General features: G+C 46.7%; 18 protein-coding genes. 10 read left to right on the top strand and 8 right to left on the bottom strand.

Annotated features, from left to right (window positions below; all coding sequences use genetic code 11):
- Nucleotides 1–3: 3 nt before the first annotated feature.
- On the top strand, nucleotides 4–882 hold the full coding sequence (locus EBR25_06890; GenBank protein ID NBW40717.1) for a DNA adenine methylase: 879 nt from the start codon (nucleotides 4–6) through the stop codon (nucleotides 880–882).
- Nucleotides 875–1,636, top strand: a complete 762-nt coding sequence (locus EBR25_06885; GenBank protein NBW40716.1) for an enoyl-CoA hydratase/isomerase family protein — start codon at nucleotides 875–877, stop codon at nucleotides 1,634–1,636. The genes EBR25_06890 and EBR25_06885 overlap by 8 nt, the downstream gene beginning before the upstream one ends.
- Here EBR25_06885 and EBR25_06880 read toward each other — a convergent pair.
- The gene (locus EBR25_06880; GenBank protein ID NBW40715.1) at nucleotides 1,631–1,870 is read right to left on the bottom strand and encodes a hypothetical protein; all 240 of its coding nucleotides are present in this window, start codon (nucleotides 1,868–1,870) and stop codon (nucleotides 1,631–1,633) included. The two genes, EBR25_06885 and EBR25_06880, sit on opposite strands and share 6 nt — an antisense overlap.
- 9 nt (nucleotides 1,871–1,879) lie before the next feature.
- Here EBR25_06880 and EBR25_06875 point away from each other — a divergent pair, with 9 nt between their 5' ends.
- Together EBR25_06875 and EBR25_06870 are read left to right on the top strand one after the other, a co-directional pair.
- A complete protein-coding gene (locus EBR25_06875) occupies nucleotides 1,880–3,748 on the top strand; it encodes a hypothetical protein (protein ID NBW40714.1) in 1,869 nt (622 codons plus the stop codon).
- Between the two features lie 5 nt (nucleotides 3,749–3,753).
- Nucleotides 3,754–5,679 carry a VWA domain-containing protein gene (locus EBR25_06870; GenBank protein NBW40713.1) on the top strand — a complete coding sequence of 642 codons (1,926 nt, stop codon included), beginning with the start codon at nucleotides 3,754–3,756 and terminating at the stop codon, nucleotides 5,677–5,679.
- A 113-nt stretch (nucleotides 5,680–5,792) separates the two neighbouring features.
- Here EBR25_06870 and EBR25_06865 read toward each other — a convergent pair whose 3' ends face one another.
- Nucleotides 5,793–6,092 (bottom strand): hypothetical protein, encoded by a 300-nt coding sequence (locus EBR25_06865; protein NBW40712.1) that lies wholly within the window; start codon nucleotides 6,090–6,092, stop codon nucleotides 5,793–5,795.
- Nucleotides 6,093–6,342: 250 nt separating this feature from the next.
- Here EBR25_06865 and EBR25_06860 point away from each other — a divergent pair, with 250 nt between their 5' ends.
- From EBR25_06860 to EBR25_06850, 3 genes are all read left to right on the top strand, one after another.
- Nucleotides 6,343–6,816 (top strand): 23S rRNA (pseudouridine(1915)-N(3))-methyltransferase RlmH, encoded by a 474-nt coding sequence (locus EBR25_06860; protein ID NBW40711.1) that lies wholly within the window; start codon nucleotides 6,343–6,345, stop codon nucleotides 6,814–6,816.
- 65 nt (nucleotides 6,817–6,881) lie between these two features.
- Nucleotides 6,882–7,355 carry a hypothetical protein gene (locus EBR25_06855; GenBank protein ID NBW40710.1) on the top strand — a complete coding sequence of 158 codons (474 nt, stop codon included), beginning with the start codon at nucleotides 6,882–6,884 and terminating at the stop codon, nucleotides 7,353–7,355.
- A 123-nt stretch (nucleotides 7,356–7,478) separates the two neighbouring features.
- A complete protein-coding gene (locus tag EBR25_06850; protein NBW40709.1) occupies nucleotides 7,479–7,784 on the top strand; it encodes a hypothetical protein in 306 nt (101 codons plus the stop codon).
- A 47-nt stretch (nucleotides 7,785–7,831) separates the two neighbouring features.
- On the opposite strand, the gene EBR25_06845 is transcribed toward EBR25_06850, so the two are convergent.
- The 3 genes from EBR25_06845 to EBR25_06835 form a co-directional block, all read right to left on the bottom strand.
- Nucleotides 7,832–8,287, bottom strand: a complete 456-nt coding sequence (locus tag EBR25_06845; protein ID NBW40708.1) for a hypothetical protein — start codon at nucleotides 8,285–8,287, stop codon at nucleotides 7,832–7,834.
- A gap of 207 nt (nucleotides 8,288–8,494) precedes the next feature.
- Nucleotides 8,495–10,861, bottom strand: coding sequence for an ATP-dependent DNA helicase PcrA (locus EBR25_06840; GenBank protein ID NBW40707.1), 2,367 nt, complete (start codon nucleotides 10,859–10,861; stop codon nucleotides 8,495–8,497).
- Between the two features lie 217 nt (nucleotides 10,862–11,078).
- Complete coding sequence (locus tag EBR25_06835; GenBank protein ID NBW40706.1) at nucleotides 11,079–11,738, bottom strand: hypothetical protein; 660 nt, start codon at nucleotides 11,736–11,738, stop codon at nucleotides 11,079–11,081.
- A gap of 219 nt (nucleotides 11,739–11,957) precedes the next feature.
- Here EBR25_06835 and EBR25_06830 point away from each other — a divergent pair, with 219 nt between their 5' ends.
- Nucleotides 11,958–12,575 carry an RlmE family RNA methyltransferase gene (locus EBR25_06830; protein NBW40705.1) on the top strand — a complete coding sequence of 206 codons (618 nt, stop codon included), beginning with the start codon at nucleotides 11,958–11,960 and terminating at the stop codon, nucleotides 12,573–12,575.
- Between the two features lie 215 nt (nucleotides 12,576–12,790).
- On the opposite strand, the gene EBR25_06825 is transcribed toward EBR25_06830, so the two are convergent.
- Nucleotides 12,791–13,168, bottom strand: coding sequence for a hypothetical protein (locus EBR25_06825; GenBank protein ID NBW40704.1), 378 nt, complete (start codon nucleotides 13,166–13,168; stop codon nucleotides 12,791–12,793).
- A 473-nt stretch (nucleotides 13,169–13,641) separates the two neighbouring features.
- The gene (locus EBR25_06820) at nucleotides 13,642–14,067 is read right to left on the bottom strand and encodes a hypothetical protein (GenBank protein NBW40703.1); all 426 of its coding nucleotides are present in this window, start codon (nucleotides 14,065–14,067) and stop codon (nucleotides 13,642–13,644) included.
- Nucleotides 14,068–14,308: 241 nt separating this feature from the next.
- On the opposite strand from EBR25_06820, the gene EBR25_06815 reads away from it, so the two are divergent.
- Complete coding sequence (locus EBR25_06815; GenBank protein ID NBW40702.1) at nucleotides 14,309–14,668, top strand: hypothetical protein; 360 nt, start codon at nucleotides 14,309–14,311, stop codon at nucleotides 14,666–14,668.
- Nucleotides 14,669–14,754: 86 nt separating this feature from the next.
- Nucleotides 14,755–15,186, top strand: a complete 432-nt coding sequence (locus EBR25_06810) for an NUDIX domain-containing protein (GenBank protein NBW40701.1) — start codon at nucleotides 14,755–14,757, stop codon at nucleotides 15,184–15,186.
- A gap of 57 nt (nucleotides 15,187–15,243) precedes the next feature.
- Here EBR25_06810 and EBR25_06805 read toward each other — a convergent pair whose 3' ends face one another.
- On the bottom strand, nucleotides 15,244–15,795 hold the full coding sequence (locus tag EBR25_06805) for an ORF6N domain-containing protein (GenBank protein ID NBW40700.1): 552 nt from the start codon (nucleotides 15,793–15,795) through the stop codon (nucleotides 15,244–15,246).
- Nucleotides 15,796–16,045 lie beyond the last annotated feature (250 nt).

Genomic DNA, 16,045 nt, shown 5'->3' with positions numbered 1-16,045 from the left:
CCCATGTCTGAGTCAGCACTGAAAAAAGAGGAAGAAACCCCTTCGCTCTGTCGGCCCTTCCTGAAGTGGGCAGGCGGGAAAAGGCAGTTGCTGGGGGAGATCCTTCAGAGGGCTCCAGCAGAATATGGCACCTATCATGAGCCATTTATCGGAGGAGGTGCAGTTTTCTTTGGGCTCAGACCACAAAGAGCAATCCTTGCGGATCTTAATGAAGAGCTTATCTCTTGTTATGAGAGTGTCCGCGATGAGCTGCCGGCGCTTCTTGATTGGCTTGAGCAATATAAATATGAAGAGAAAGAATACTATCGAATTCGGAGCCTCGACAGAACGCCCGAGTTTCAGATTCTTCCGAAGTATGTTCGAGCAGCACGCCTCATTTACCTGAACAAAACGTGCTTCAATGGGCTATACCGAGTAAATCGCTCTGGATTTTTTAATACCCCCTTTGGGCGTTATGCGAATCCAAAAATTGTGGATTATGAGAATCTCAAAGCATGCTCTGATGTTTTGCAAGAAGTAGAATTTCACGTAGGACCTTTTGAGACGTTGTTGGATCGAGTCGCTGAGGGTGACTTTGTGTATTTAGATCCTCCCTACCCACCTGTTTCCGCTTCTGCAGATTTTACAAGCTATACAGACAAGGATTTCTCTTGGGAGGACCAAGTGAGACTGAAGGCCGTGTGTGATCAACTTCATGAGCGAGGAGTGAAGTTTCTCCTTTCAAATGCCGGCATCGCTTCAGTCCGAGAACTCTACCGTGACTATTCTCTTGATGAGGTCGATGCAAAGCGTGCAATTAACTCAAAGGGCGGAAAGCGGGGCGAGGTTCCAGAGTTCCTTATTAGAAACTATTCATCGTTGAAGGGGGGCAGCTATGAGTGAAGAGGGAGTGCAGGTAACAAACGAAGCAGGAGTTGGAATCGTCTCTTTCTCTCATCCGAAGGCGAACTCACTTTCATCTTTGCAGTTACAAGAGCTGACAAAGTGCGTTCAGCAATGTGGCGCCGATCCTGCGGTAAAAGTCATCCTGCTGAAGAGCAGTGGGCAAAAAGCGTTTTGTGCAGGTGCTTCATTCGATGAATTGCTGACTCTAAAAACGCAGGAAGAAGCCACAGAATATTTCCTTGGATTTGCTCGGGTGATCCTTGCGATGAGGAATGTCCCAAAGTGTATCGTTGTTCGAGTGCAAGGAAAGGCCGTTGGGGGAGCCCTCGGGCTGATCGCAGCCGCTGATTATAGTATCGCTCAAGAGAGCGCAAGTGTTCGCTTGAGCGAACTCGCTTTGGGGTTTGGACCATTTGTTATTTCACAGCCCTTGATACGGAAGCTCGGAGTGAGTGCTTTTGAAGAACTTGCGCTTAGCGCCGAGTGGCATGAAGCCTCGTGGGCATTGCAACGGGGGCTCTATTCTCGAGTCGTCTCATCAAAGGGTGATGCTCTCGATGCTGCCGTTGGTGAACTCACAACGCAGCTTGCCTCTCGTTCTGCAGAGGCGATGCAGCGAATTAAAGAGATTGCTTGGCAGGGGACGGACGACTGGGAGGCATTGCTCCATTCACGAGCGCAGTATGCAGCGCGTCTTGCTCTCTCACCAGAAACTCGGGAGAATTTGAAAAAATTCCAAGGGAAATCATAACGAGAGCACGTCCTTTCCAGATTCACAGGTGTCACTTTCCTTTGAGGTGGAGGAAGCTTTTCTTTTCAATTCGCTGTTCTCCCCATCGAGGATATCAACCGGTACTTGATTACTGGGCGCTTCTTTCTCATAGCTGGTTTGCTTAAAGGTATGCTCCTCCTGCGCAAAAGGTAAATCTTTCAAGCTACCGGCACCCCAATTCTCGGGGTGTTTGAACTGAGCAAAATATCGCACTATTAGGGGGTGAAAGCTCGCGTAACTCTCATAATACTTGGCACCATCCTTGGTTGGATCTTAGTTCAATATCTGCCCTGGTTTGATAATTCTCGAGAATCGAATCCTTGGAGCATTGAGCGAAAGGAATCAGAACAATTTACTGCAGAACAGAAACGTTATCTACGAGTAGAGCTTTTACCAGGAACCGAGGCTCCCCAGATAGTATCTACAGCACTAATAGACACCAACATAATCCCTACTCCATCTCCGGATGGATATATCATCGCTCTCGTTGATGGAGAAACTACAAAAAGCGCATCCCTGTTTAATTTCAGCCATCAAGTCACCCTTGAGTTTGAAAGCTCAGATGGTAAATTTTTCTCTAATACGAAAGATCTTTCCTCTTCGGCGATAGCATATCTTCCATGGATAGCTGATTTTGATGTTGTTCAACTCTACTCTCCTCAAGGAGTGCTGCTCGCGAGTTATCCCCGCTCAGATCTGGAAGACAAATTCACCTCCGATTTAAACGAGAAAAGCGCAAAGTTACCACTTGAATTGCCGAGCGCCTTTGCCTCCTCCCCATCCCTATCAGATCTTCGATCGGCGTTTCCCCATATCGACTTTGTTACCTCACCTGACTCACTCCCATCATATTTTGCAAATGGATCGTTCTCCTATCCGATCGAAAAGATCGATCCCCTAACAGATCCTTATTGGATCAACTCGTTGTATACGGCGCTTAACAATCTCAGTTCAGTGCAACTCAGTGCCATCGCCAGAATTGGTGTATTGCACCTAGAGGGCTCCGGTGTGGCGACAGGACAGAGCTGCGACGGCCAAACCAACACCGGTATCCTCCGAGGGATTACCTATGGCAATCAGATCATGTTAAATGCTGACTCGTTATCTCCTGAATTACAGCCCATTCCAACTCCCCCCTCACAGATTGCATCGACCTTGGCCCATGAATCTATTCATGCCTATCACAATCTTTTGGATCGAGTGCAAGTGGGCATAGATCGACAGAAACTCCCGCCATCGCTAGAGCAACAGATCAAACGAATCAGAGAGAAGCTTCATACAGGTTTGTTGGCGCTAACTACCACCTGGCAGCAGCTGCAGTTCTCAGCTAACAAAGTTCACTCGCAGTATGCAGCGCAGTACAACAAAACCGATTATAACTGTGTCTATCCCGATCAATTAGCAGCTATCAGCGCTGGATTTGCAGAGCCTTACGGAGCAAAAAGTGCCAAGGAAGATATCGCCACTTATGTTCAGATCTTCTACACCCCTAACGCTCCACCATCTACTCACCCGATCTGCCAGGCGCTCTCTTCTGTGCAACCGGGAGAAATACCAAAAGAGGATCTGCTTAGCTTCGCAAAGCTGAACTTCTTAAGAGCGCTTGAGTTTATCGACACCAATGCGTACCTAAGCTGCGTCGGTCAAGCAGATCCCGCTATCGCGAATGACTTTGTAATAGCAAATAACTCGTTCTCAAATGGCTTTAAAGTTGGTCCCATGCCCGGTGCACCAGGCAATGCATTTGGTGTATTAGGACAATCGAGCAAGTACAACGCACTACTTCAGATACAGATGCCATCAGGTAGCACCAACTCAATCGGTTTTTATAATCTACACCGAACACATGGATTCATGACCCTTTTGACACCGGGCGGATACACGGGGAGAAATCTCCTCGCAATACAAAAAATTAACCCAAAGGGGACCATCGATCGTAATCGGTGGAGTAGGCTCTCCAGTGGCGGCTTTGCAATAATTACCGATGATGCCCCTAACATGCGAAAGGGTTACGCTTTTTTTGTTCCTCTCAAGGATGGGCTAGGGCGTCAATCGGACTTCATTGACCTGGCTTGGTTTCGATTACAGTAATACCTATGAAATATATACTATTCTTACTCAACCTTTTGACCGTTTTGCTCATTCAACTCCCAGTCGAGGGATACTGCGATCAGGTAGAGATTAGCTTTGAAATCAAAACCTCTAACGGTGATTCTATCGCTACTGATACCCGAGTTTATTTTCACACACCCGGAGAATCAGATAGCTCTCCCCTGTTTTTTAAGTATGGCTCGAGTAAGTCGAAGATTCCGGTGGGTGTCTATGATCTAAAGTTTAGATTTAAAGATGGGGCCGTTACTCGCCAGCAGTGGATGCGGGGGGTCAATCTAGACAGAGATCAGATTATTGAGAGTGTTTTTGACCTAACACTTGCTTCAATTCGGTTCGATTTCACCAACAACTCGGCTAAGGCGAACTACGATACGAAGTGGACGCTTTTTGCAGTGGGCGATGACAGGAAGGCACTGCCTACTTCATTAGGCGGAAGCCGACTGGTCGTTGAACAAGGCATCTACGACATAAAGGTCTCATTTAAAAAGGGGAACCTCAACAACGACATCTGGCTTCGCTCTCAATATGTCTCTGGGGACCAAAGGCGTGAGTTAGAGCTAGCCCTACCCATGGCAGCTGTGACGGTCAATACTTTTGATGGCGGCTCACCCCTCCCCCATAGTATCTGCCGAGTGTATAACACAAAAAGCTCAGAGCTCACTGGTAGCGCAGTTGATTCAGAGCTAGCAGGAGCAGTTTTTAATGGAGAGCAGATCTACTTAAATCCAGGTAGCTATGAATTTGAGTGTAGTTGGACGAGAACGACAACCCGAGCCGATGGCCGCACCGAATCTATTGCCATTCCATCTGGAGAGCGAACACTTAATATCGATCTAAAAACCAGGTCTATCAATGTTGCAGATTTAGATCTGAGCGCGGAGGATAGGGAAGCTGGCTCGGGTGAGATTATTATTGAGCTGCCAGAGAGGCAGGAACGAGAGGGTTCTGAGAATGATGGGGAGCAGGCTTTTTTAACGGAACAAAAAAGAGTTGATGGCACTCTACCGAATTTCAACGGTGCGAGAATCAGAAAAAACAACAGTGAGCTGGTGAACTTCTCCTTGCAGATCACCGCCTCCAATACGGTAGAGCAATCCTCCACGAGCTCCGAAAAATCACCTTCGAACCAAGGCACCGCCGACAAACCACAGGTAGAGATTATACTAGATCTTTCAAACAGTATGTGGGGCCAGATAGATGGTGTAGCGAAGATTGATATCGCAAAACAGGTCCTCGCTGAAGTAATTCAAGAACTCCCTTTAGACAAGTTTCAATTGGCGCTCAGAGCGTATGGAATGAGGGATCGGACGCTTCGGGATTGTAGAGACTCTAAGCTTTTGCTGCCTATGGAAAAGCATTCTGCCTCTGAGATCGTTGCAGCGATACAGGGACTAAAACCTAGCGGCTATACCCCGCTAGCATACTCACTAGAGCAAGCCCAACTCGATTTTGCCCCCAATTCAAAAGCATCACTGATTATAATTACGGATGGAATAGAAAGCTGTGGGGGTGATCCCTGCAAAGTGGCTTCAGAATTGGCTAAAAAAGGGCTAATAACTCGCAGCTTTGTCGTTGGCTTTGATCTCGATAACACCTCAAGTGAATACCTATCATGCGTGGGCAGATACTTCCCTGCGAACGATCAACGAGAGCTTGCACAGGTGCTTCGATCTGCTCTATCTAACTCCAGTAGCGTAGCTGAAGGCAAGATCGCTATCTTCGAGCATGCCAGCACTGATAAACTCATAGCGTCAGCAGCCCTGGGCGAGCTCATACAGCTTGAACCAGGAAGATACGATTTGGTGATCTATACCCCAAATGGAGATAAATTTAACTGGGCCAATTTTGAGCTAAATTCAGATACCAGCCTAACCTTGAGCGAGTCTCAATTACGGGAGCGCTCCGATTAAGAAGCTTGTGGAGTTTTTAATTCCCCAAACAATCAGATACCCAACAATCAGATATCACCATCTTTTTTTACATGACTATCTTACGATGTCATTGGCGACCTTGAAGAGCAGCTTTAGCCTCCGAGCAGATCTCTTTGAAGCGCCTCTGCTATCGACTTCGTAGCAGTTTGGGCAAAGTATTGTCCAGAGCGGACTAAATCCTTTACCTGCTCCAGCGTTCGTCCGGAGGAGAGCGTTCGCTCTGACTCTTTGAGCCGAGAGTCTATAGTACTTTTCACTGCATCAGCAGTCGACGATGGCTCGGATGAAAGAGTGGCTCCTTTTGCTTGTTTCTCTGTTTGTGAAGCTGAGTTTTTGTATGGATTAAGGGCTTGCGATAGACGCAGCCTGTTATCAATGGAGTTAGAATTCATGACACACCTCGTGTTTGATAGTTCGACAAGTGGAGTAGACTCCACATGCGTTGGGGGTTATACGTTACATCTCTTCTGCACATCTCTGCGATTTGCCGTCCCTAGCGAAAACACAAGAATCCTTTCTACAAGAAACTTTTACCTGTTTTGTGGTAAAAATCTCTACATGAGGCAGGTCGACATGGCGAAATAAAAACTTGAGGGTTTTTTTTAATTTTTTTTGGTTAATAATACTATGGAGTTATAGGAGATGTTCGTGGAAATTCAGATTACAGCCCTTTGCAAAACGAAGGATTCTTCTTTTCTGGCGTTAGAGCAGGAATATCTGAAGCGATTCTCCAGCTCGTGGAAAGTAGGAGTGCGTGAGCTGGGTGGAGAGAAGTTCTTAAAGCACTCACCGAGCGAGCAGTGCCGGTATCATTCAGAGTTGCTCCAGAAGTCGCTCGATCCAAGTCAGACCCTTATTCTCCTTGATGAAGGGGGGAAAGAGCATACCACGCAAGGCTTTCAGCAGCTTCTTCGTATCGTCTCACGCGAAGGAGCACAGAGGATGGTTTTTGCCATTGGGGGTCCGCAGGGATGGAGTGATGAGCTGAAGCGCTCAGTTCAGCACTCGCTGTCGTTGTCAAAGATGACGATGCCATACCAGCTAGCTCGGGTCGTTCTCATCGAGCAGCTCTACCGGGTCTATGCGTTGCAAAATCACATTCCGTATCACCGCTAGCAGTCTTTTGGCATAAGAGCACGTTCTTATTGTTTGCTGCTAGGGAGTGCGGTACGGTTTGAGCCATGGGAAAAATTAAAAAGTTTCGTACCGCTGATATCCGGCAGATTCCAGGTGGGAAGGATCCCGTCCGCATAATCGAAGAATTCATCACTCGAAGAGGGTTTGATCCAGATGTTTGTGCTCGCGAAAAAAATAGCGAGACTGCCCAGTGGATGCTGTCCCTTGGCGATGGTGAGGAGCTCGAAGTGCTCGCGGAGGGACTGAAGCGCCCAGCTGAGACAACAATCTATATGGGAGTAAATGTGGCTATTGTGCCGATACGAGGGTGCCACGAGTTATTGCCTGCAGCACTTGAAATTGCTGATGGGCTTGTTGGAATTAAGCTGAGTCTTGTTGGTTACTTTCTCGTCCTTAGCGCAACCCTTGGAGCTTCTGGGATTTCAAGTGAAGACCTTGATTACCATTTCAAGTTAATTACGGCACAGCAATCTTGGTTTCGGGACGCACTTGCTGAAGAGCTCGACTGGCAGAGTTAGAATAGCGTTCTCCTGTTCCCATGATTCTTCTAGACTCAACCGCAATGAAAATTCAAAATAGAAACTGCAGCTTTTTAATCGAGCTTTTTCTGTGACGGAGAAAGCGGAAGAGGGGAAACTCTTATGGCTAAAACCTCAGATGATCTTTGGCAAAACTCTTCAGTTGTTGATCTTCTCAAGGCGCTTCTCCTGTTAGAGTCAGAATCTGATGCAAAATCATTTTTAAGAGATCTGCTCACCGAAAATGAGCTAAGAGAGTTTGCGATGCGGTGGCAAGTCGCCCGAATGTTGCATCAGAAGCTCTCGTATTCGCACATCGAGAGGGAAACCGGTCTAAGCTCAACGACTATCGCTCGTATCTCGAAGTGGTTGAGTGCTGGGACGGGTGGTTACCAGAATATGTTGAAGAAGTTTGATGAAATGGAATAGTGGCGCTGCTGCATGCGCGAGCTATGCCAGCTATTCTGAGCCTACCGCTAGACGTACTCCTCTTGCTGATTCTTCAAGTTCGCGAGCTCTACCTGATTCCGCATCATGATACGGAGTAATCGTTCCGCTTGAATTTCAATAGTTGCTTTTACCTGCTCGCGTGAATTCTGATCAAGGCTTTCAAGAGTCTTGATATAGGGAGAGAGCTCCGAGTCTGAAGGGAGAAAAGAGGATTGTTTCCAAAACTCTTCAAAGTGCTGGATAATTTTATCATTCACTGCACTCGAAGCATTGTTTGCGAACTCATGAAGTGTTTGCTCTGATTCGGAACTTTCTATTTGCAGCACGATTGCTACCGCAAGCGGTTGAACTGACCGAGCGGGATTCTTTGGGTTGATCCGGTGTATATTAAGATATCGTAACGGTTCGTCCGGAGCAGAAAGACACTCCTCCTCGTTTGGTAGGTTATTAAGATCTGGATCGTTTAGACTCATTGCAACCATACACACCCCTTATGATTCCTCGGTACAGGAAACGCTATTTCTGAGCCTTACTCAAATAATAGTCGCTCGGACTGAAAGGAGGGGGCGGAAGAGCGCTCCATCGCATGCACCGTCAGAGGCTTGGCGAAGATAAGCCCATATGTTTCGGTACTTTAGAGACGGAATAACGTCTTCCGAGTAAACCCTTCGGCGGGTGCCGCAACGGGGTTAAGAGAGCGCGAGTTTCGCATGTCGAAAAATGAGTTTTTTGGGGAGCTCGAAGTTCTCGAACTGAATCGTTATCTTCGCCCGTCCTGGATCTTCGGGATGAATCTCATCAATGTCTGCAACTCGTCCCTTTCCGAAGAGCCTGTGGATTACCTGCGTGCCTTCCTCAAGTTCGGGAAGAGTCGCCTGCGGGAGTTTTTCAAACTCTCGAAGACACATTCCATTATCCTCAAGGTCATCAGCGGCTTTTACCGTCGCCGGCTTCATTCGCTTTTGGCTTTTCTGAGTTTGCCGTGCTTCTTTCAGGGATTGAACTTCCTCGAAGGTAAGCTCATCACGATACTCATAATGGATATTACTAAACATTCCACCTGATGAGGCGAAGTGTCTTGAATCTTCCTCAAGACACGCTTCTGGAATATCAAATACAAAGCGACTTGTTTCTCGTGCCGAAAAACCACCTCCACTCTGTCCTCCACCAGAGAACATCCCCCTTCGTTCTGCCCTAGAGAGGTAGAGCTGCTCCATGGCGCGAGTCATTCCGACATAGCATAACCGTCTTTCTTCTGAGAGCTCAAACTCACTTTCAAGCGATCGGTAGTGCGGAAGAGAACCTTCTTCAAGACCGGTAAGAAAGACGACTGGAAACTCTAATCCCTTTGCGAGATGAAGCGTCATCATGGATACGGTGTCAGGCACTGCTTCTTCTTCTCGATCTTTTGCCTCTTCCTTCGGAAGCTCCTCAGAGCTTGTCAGGGAGACTTTATCGAGGAAGCTCCTCAGGTCTGCCATTGGATTCTCGGCAACGAAAGTCATTCCGACCGCAACATTTTTTAATTCGTCGAGGTTTTCGAGTCGGGAGTGCGCGGTAACATCTTTCATAGAACGGAGCTTTGCCGAGTATCCCGACTCTTCAATTACAAGTTGAATGAGCTCGTACAGTGGTTCGGTTACGGCCGCCTTTTGGATTCGTTCGATGAGTTGAAGAAAGCTTGTCAGCCCCTTTCCGCCACTTCCCATATCAACAGCGGCTTGATACAGCGAACAGCTTTCTTGCTCTGCGATTTGTCGAATCTGTTCGACACTTTTTGGCCCGATGCCCCGAGGCGGAGTGTTTACACATCTCAGAAAAGAGGAGTTATCAAGCTCATTAATCGCAAGTTTTAAGTATGCAAGAATATCTTTTATCTCCTTACGGTCATAGAACTTTAGGCCTCCATAAATTCGATAAGGGATAGCAGCTGCCATAAGAGCATCTTCTATAGCTCGAGACTGAGCGTTCGTGCGATAGAATATGGCTATTTCAGATAGGGAGCGTCCTGTTTTTTGGAGTGATTCAACTTCTCGAGCGATAAAGTGCGCCTCATCGTTTTCATCAAATCCTACATAGCCTCGAATAGGAGACCCTGTCTCCGATTCGGTCCAGAGGGTCTTGGCACGACGTTCTGGATTTTTTGCAATAACGGCATTTGCGGCATCAAGAATCGTTTGCGTTGAGCGGTAGTTTTGCTCAAGTGAGACAACCTTCGCTCCTGTAAAGTCACGCTCAAAGTGGAGGATGTTTTCAATCGTTGCACCTCTAAAGGCGTAAATTGATTGATCATCGTCGCCAACAGCAAGTAGGTTGTTTTGAGGAGCTGCAAGCAGCCGGATGATTTTATACTGAATATCATTTGTATCTTGAAACTCATCAACGAGGATAAATTGCAGGTCGTTCTGATATTTTCTCAGCACCTCTTTATGTTGCGTGAATAAGAGCAGTGTATTGAAGAGAAGGTCCGAGAAGTCCATGGCATTGTTTTTAATCAGTTCGCTCTGATAGTGATGATAGACATCACTTACGATTGAGTCAGAGTATTGGGCGGTAGCATCAGCATATTGTTCGGGAGTCATGCACTTATTCTTTGCTGATTCGATGGCACTCTGAAGAAAAGGAATGGAGAATCGGTTCTCGTCAACTCGAAGCCGATGTGCAATCTCTTTAATAAGCGCTTTTGCATCTTGCTGATCGTAGACAGCGAAGTCTGAGGTGTATCCAAGAAGGGATGCATGCCGCCTAAGAATCCTCAGCCCAAGCGAGTGGAAGGTAGAAGCAGTCACTCGCTCCCCTCTATCGCCGAGGAGTTCAATGAGACGACGCTTCATCTCTCCAGCTGCTTTATTGGTAAAAGTAACAGCGAGTATAGAGCGAGGTTCTACCCCATAGTAGTCGATGAGGTGAGCCACTCGATGGGTAAGTACCCGAGTTTTGCCAGAACCTGCGCCGGCAAGAATAAGAATCGGGCCTTCAAAGTGCAGCGCAGCTTTCAGTTGTTGATCGTTTAGGGTCTCAAGATAGCGAGGTATCGTTATAGCATTCGAACTCAACGGCAGTCCTTGTTTGTTGCGCTCTTTTAGTTGTTAGGACGAGAGCTTTTGAAATACCATAGCCTCTCTTTCGCTTGGTTTGAAGTGCGGAGTAAAAAATCATCAAAACAAAGGGGGAGCATCACAAAACGGCTCATACACAACTAGGTCGCTCCTCTTGTGAGTGAAATGGTGCCCTTTTCCAAGCGTTCTATTTCCGCTTTTTGATTCCCTTTTATCAGTGACTTGGAGAGATAAGACCTCGAGCGGAAGTCTTACCGAAGGGACATGCTTTCGAAAAGCGTGAGAGCCATCCCTCAGAGAGTCCCTTTGCTGTTGTTTGCTGACGCAAGAGGGAGCGCTTCGGTACGATAAAAAACGGAGAGCGTGCCGATATAGAGCCATTGGTATTGCTGAAATTCTCGCCTGGTATCATTTTGCTTGCCATAATATCCCCCTGCTTTTTGATAAATTGAAGTTCTGAGATGTGTGAATGAGAAGTCGGAGTGTGTGGAAGATCGCCAATCAGGTGTGAGAGTGTGAGAAGAAGTACCGTAGCTTGTAATCCGATAAGGAGGTCCCCGCTTACAAGCGAATTGAGCTCTGAAAGTATTAAACCCTTCTGTGCGCCTGCACTGGATGGATCACTTCCGAACATGAGTGAGGAGAGCTCAATAGTGGAGATGCCAGTAGTATCTCGTAGCATCCACAGCGCAAAGAGCCCACCGATGGCAAGCAGGATAGAACGAATGAAACGGCTATTTATCCAAGAGACGCGCGCCAAAGAGTATATGTTTGAGAAGCGTAAAGTAGTAACCATCAGAAACCCCCTATTGTAGTAACCAAATGAATCGCCAATCGCCCACTCTTCCTGCTGTGTTAACAGCTCTCTATTCACTGCTGTGTTAACAGCCCTCTATTTACTGCTCTGTCCAAGAAAAACTTGATCAGAAAGCGAAAGAGTTCCTTACAGACTGCTGAGTAAGGTGGTGAAGTGTGCTATCTTGACTTCAGTGAGTCGGCAACTTCTATATTTATTCTATATCAGAGAAGAATGGTGATATCAATATTTTTCGTACTAGAAGTAAAATAGAATTTGATAATGTAACATATTGAAATGGCTTATAATAGAAAAGATTCATACTATCAACAAGCGAAGGCCGAAGGGTATCGGTCGCGGGCGGCCTTTAAGTTAAAGGAGCTTGAGCAGAAATTTTCATTGTTACGACCGGGGGCGAGGGTGCTAGACCTCGGCTGTTGGCCTGGGGGCTGGGTTCAGGTGGCAGCAAAACGGGTTGGGCCGAAGGGAAAGGTGGTTGGAATTGACCTGGTGCGAACAGAGCCTCTTCCCCATCCGCAAGTCTCACTCTTTGAGGGGGACGTTCGCGACGAAGAGATTCTTCAGCAGGCAGAGGAGATTGCTGGAGGAAAATTTGATGTGGTGATCTCAGATATGTCCCCGAAGCATACTGGGATCAAAGAAGTTGACCAGGCAGGAACAGCCCACTCTGTAGAGCTGGCATTTTGGGTGAGCACACAAGTGCTCAAAAGTGGAGGTGCTCTTTTAGTGAAAGCATTTCCGAGTGGCGATCTTGACCGATTCCTTCCAGAGTTAAAGCAATCTTTCAAACGTTTTCAGAGAATAGGCTTAAAGTCGACTCGAAAGACCTCAAAAGAATTCTATATTTGCTGTAGTGGATATAGTCCAAAGAACACTGACTGTGATCGTCAGTAATCCCTAATATTTTGATATTTCCGAGAGACCCCGCAAACTCAGATGGAAGTGCCATTTTTGTCGCTGCCTGCTTACCCAAAGCTCGGGCATAGTCTCCAAGCTCAAGCCGCTCCATAGCAGCTCGAAAATCTGCCACTATTCCATCGGTAGTGTTGGGAAATTTTCGTGAAAACATATCCTCTGTCATCTTCTATTCCTGCAACACTCCAGTAGAACTAGCGGCCTTTTAACTTACTATCCACAATAAGCAAGTTCCGTAACGTTGATATATGAACGGCTATCGGATCTTCTATCTTACCGTCTTGAATGAGTCGATGCTCATGATTCTGGATAGCTGCCTCTTCAGGGTCCGTAGAGCTACAAGGGGTTATTCTGAATACTTCGCCGTCGGCTTCAACTGTGATTCCTTGCTCTGGGCCTTCAGTAATAATGTTTAAACGCCCGCCTCTCTTCATTACTAGCTCTGAAAGATCTCCGATAACCGCCTTGATTAACTGCGCTGCCTGAGGGTTATTCATTACACTGGAAAATAGAATCCCCGATACAGGGTCTGGTTCCGGGATTTTATTCGAGCGATCATCAAAATTCACCATAGTCCAATACTCCTCTTAGATTCATCCTCTATGGTGTTGTGGCTTAAATGCTAGACCGTGAAACATAATAATCTGTAATGCCATGAAAAGACTTGCTGGAAGGGGGTAGTTATTGTCAATTCTCTGCGACAGGTAGGCAAAGTTAAAAGCTGATTACACAAGGGATGTTACCGGTCCTGGCAATACCTGTTGGGGGTTGAGTCACCGAACGGAGTGCATTCGAGTGCTGATGGAGGGACTGATGGATGCTGCATTGCCACTTTCCTGTTTTTGAGGTAGCTGAAGTTTGACCTTTAAGCCACCTCTTCAGAGAGGCTCCAAGGACCAGCTCTTTTCGTCCTGTTATCTCTATTATTCCCGCCTAAATCCGTAAACACAGGAGAGGTATATCTAGGGTTCTCCTACCACTACCAAAAGTCAGGGGATTAGCGAGTGAACGCTACCACCCGCGCCCAAATTCGAAGCACATCCGCTCAGAGAGTGCTGGGAAAACTTAAATAACTAACTTCTAAGAAAGATGGTGGCACCTGCTTACTGGGCACCTGCTTACTGGGGCCTTTCTTTGAGATCCCAATTTGGGATCTCAAAGATCTCAAAGCTACAACCTCTCGATCTTCTAACTGAAACATGAAATCTGTGGGGAATCGGTCTTCATTGCGCTTCACGGCACGCACCAGAATTCGAGTCTTCTCATCAGCAAGGTAGCCTAAGTATTCAGCAACCTCATCAGATCCCATTTTCTCTGGATGCTTCATACCATGATAGCGAATAAAGCGCTTAATCCAGTGAATATAATTCTTCTCAGTCGAGTAGCTCAATTGTCGGCTTCGAATAGTTCTTCTGACCGTGGCAACAAAACCACCTGGCTTACTTCCCCTCTGCACCCTAACTCCTCTCAACTTTCACAGCACTTCGGTAGTAATTCGGGTGGTTTGCTGAAAAGTTGCATATTAAATTCCGGGAACTTGAGACAGGAATGCACGGTTTTGTGAAATCATTAATTCAGTATTTAATAAGCCAATGGAGGATAAAGGTTTGATTTATATTGATTAATTTGGTCAAGAAGACGCTATCTTCAGCGGTGTTAACGTGCAAAAGTGTCAGTTGTTTAATATGATATACCGCATTTAGATAATTCGTATGACATTTATTACTTTTTCGATCTTCTTCTTTGTGCCATCACTTCTGTTGGGCGGAGCGATCTATTTTTTTACCAGAAAATCGGTGGAATACTTCCGGCTTGATTTGTTGAACTTTATATTGCCCTTAGCCTTGTGGAACCCATCGTATTGGATATCCGATAACCTCGGAGTATCTAAGAGTCTTGCCAATCTGCTTGTAGAGTGGCTCATCTTAGGTTGCGTCGTCCCTTTGGTCTTTCTTGTTCGGGCAAAGTTTTTTTCGACCGTGCCTTCTCGCAAGAGGGCGGTCGTTGGATTGGCCGTGAATTGCACAGTTGCGGTAGCTCTAGCCGCACTTGTTCCGGGAATTCCGGAGTAGTAGGCTGGATAACAAATGACGTCAGAGGGAGCTCAAATTGCTGGCGCAATTTTCGCCCCCTGCGTCTTACCGTTATATCCCCGAAGATGATGGCTGAATATCGAACAACTTCTACTAGGGCGTTAATACTGCGGGACGATAGGATCCTGGTTGAATGGTTCTCGCCGAAAAACATTTGCTTTCTCCCCGGAGGCACCGTCGATGGGGAAGAATCTCTCAACATTACCCTCGAAAGAGAACTCTCGGAGGAGCTACAGGGTTCGTCCTTCGTTGTCGGGCGATATCTTGGAAAAATTGGTCATCGCTGGGACACTGACAAAGGGAGCGATAGTTGTCTAAACCATTTCTTTGAGGTCTCAGCATCAAATCCGGAAGGAATATCTTCTAACGAAGAAGACCGAACAATGCGCTGGATTGACCTTAAATCGGATGACCTTTCTTCACTCCAGCCTCCTCGTTTAAGGCAGTTACTGTCCGAAATGCCGTGGGATTTCGAGTGGGACTTTGTCGACTCTTAGGTAACTGGGGGATATAACAAACAAGCTCAGCGGCGCTGCGCCCGCTGGCTTACACCGTTACTTCTCTCGACCGAACCCCAACGGCTTTTTGGTTTTAGGTTCCGGCGGTTCCATAAGTTGTTGAATCGCGAATCTTATTGCTTGCAATTCCTCTTCATTATCCTGAAACCCTTTGGCAACTCTTTGTTCAAGTCTGTCGAGGCGTCTCTTTAACTCCAAGTGCTCGGCCAAGATTTCACGAGCTCTAATGAAGGCTCGCACGACCATAATGCTCGTCTTTATCGCTATCTGGCTATTCAAGACATTCGCTGCCATAACGGCTCCGTGCTCGGTAAAAGCTAGGGGCAATACCCTTGAATACTTCAGTTTTTCAAGGTGGTCGCATTTTGCGACCACCTCTGACGTTTCCGCCTTGGTTAACTCGAAAACAAAATCCTCTGGAAATCGATCTGAATTTCTTTTTAGCTGCTCCTTTAGCCGCTTGGTGCTGGTTCCATAGAGCTTCGCTAAATCGGCATCTATGATCACCCTCTGTCCTCGTACGCTGATTATGCTTTGTTGGACCCCGAGGTGCTTCGATACGTCATTTTTTGTCTTTCTTGTGCCCATTCCACTCCTAGTATTTAGAGAAAAGAAGACTCCTACTCCTTTAATCGAAAATTTTAGAGAAATGTTTCTTGTAGATTTTTGATAGTATGTTCAAGAAATAACAATAATCGTCATCAGATTTTGCATTTGGGCAAAACCGATGCGCCAAACGTTGAATGGCTCGCGAAGCGTTGTCTAACAAACGGCAGGAACTGAATTGAGTAAGCGTTACAGTTTGTTGCTTGCTTGGAATACCTAAAGTAGCGGCGCT

The sequence above is a fragment of the bacterium genome (assembly GCA_009926305.1).
Classification (GTDB): Bacteria; Bdellovibrionota_C; UBA2361; order UBA2361; family RFPC01; genus RFPC01.
This window is presented reverse-complemented; position numbering and strand designations above follow the sequence as displayed.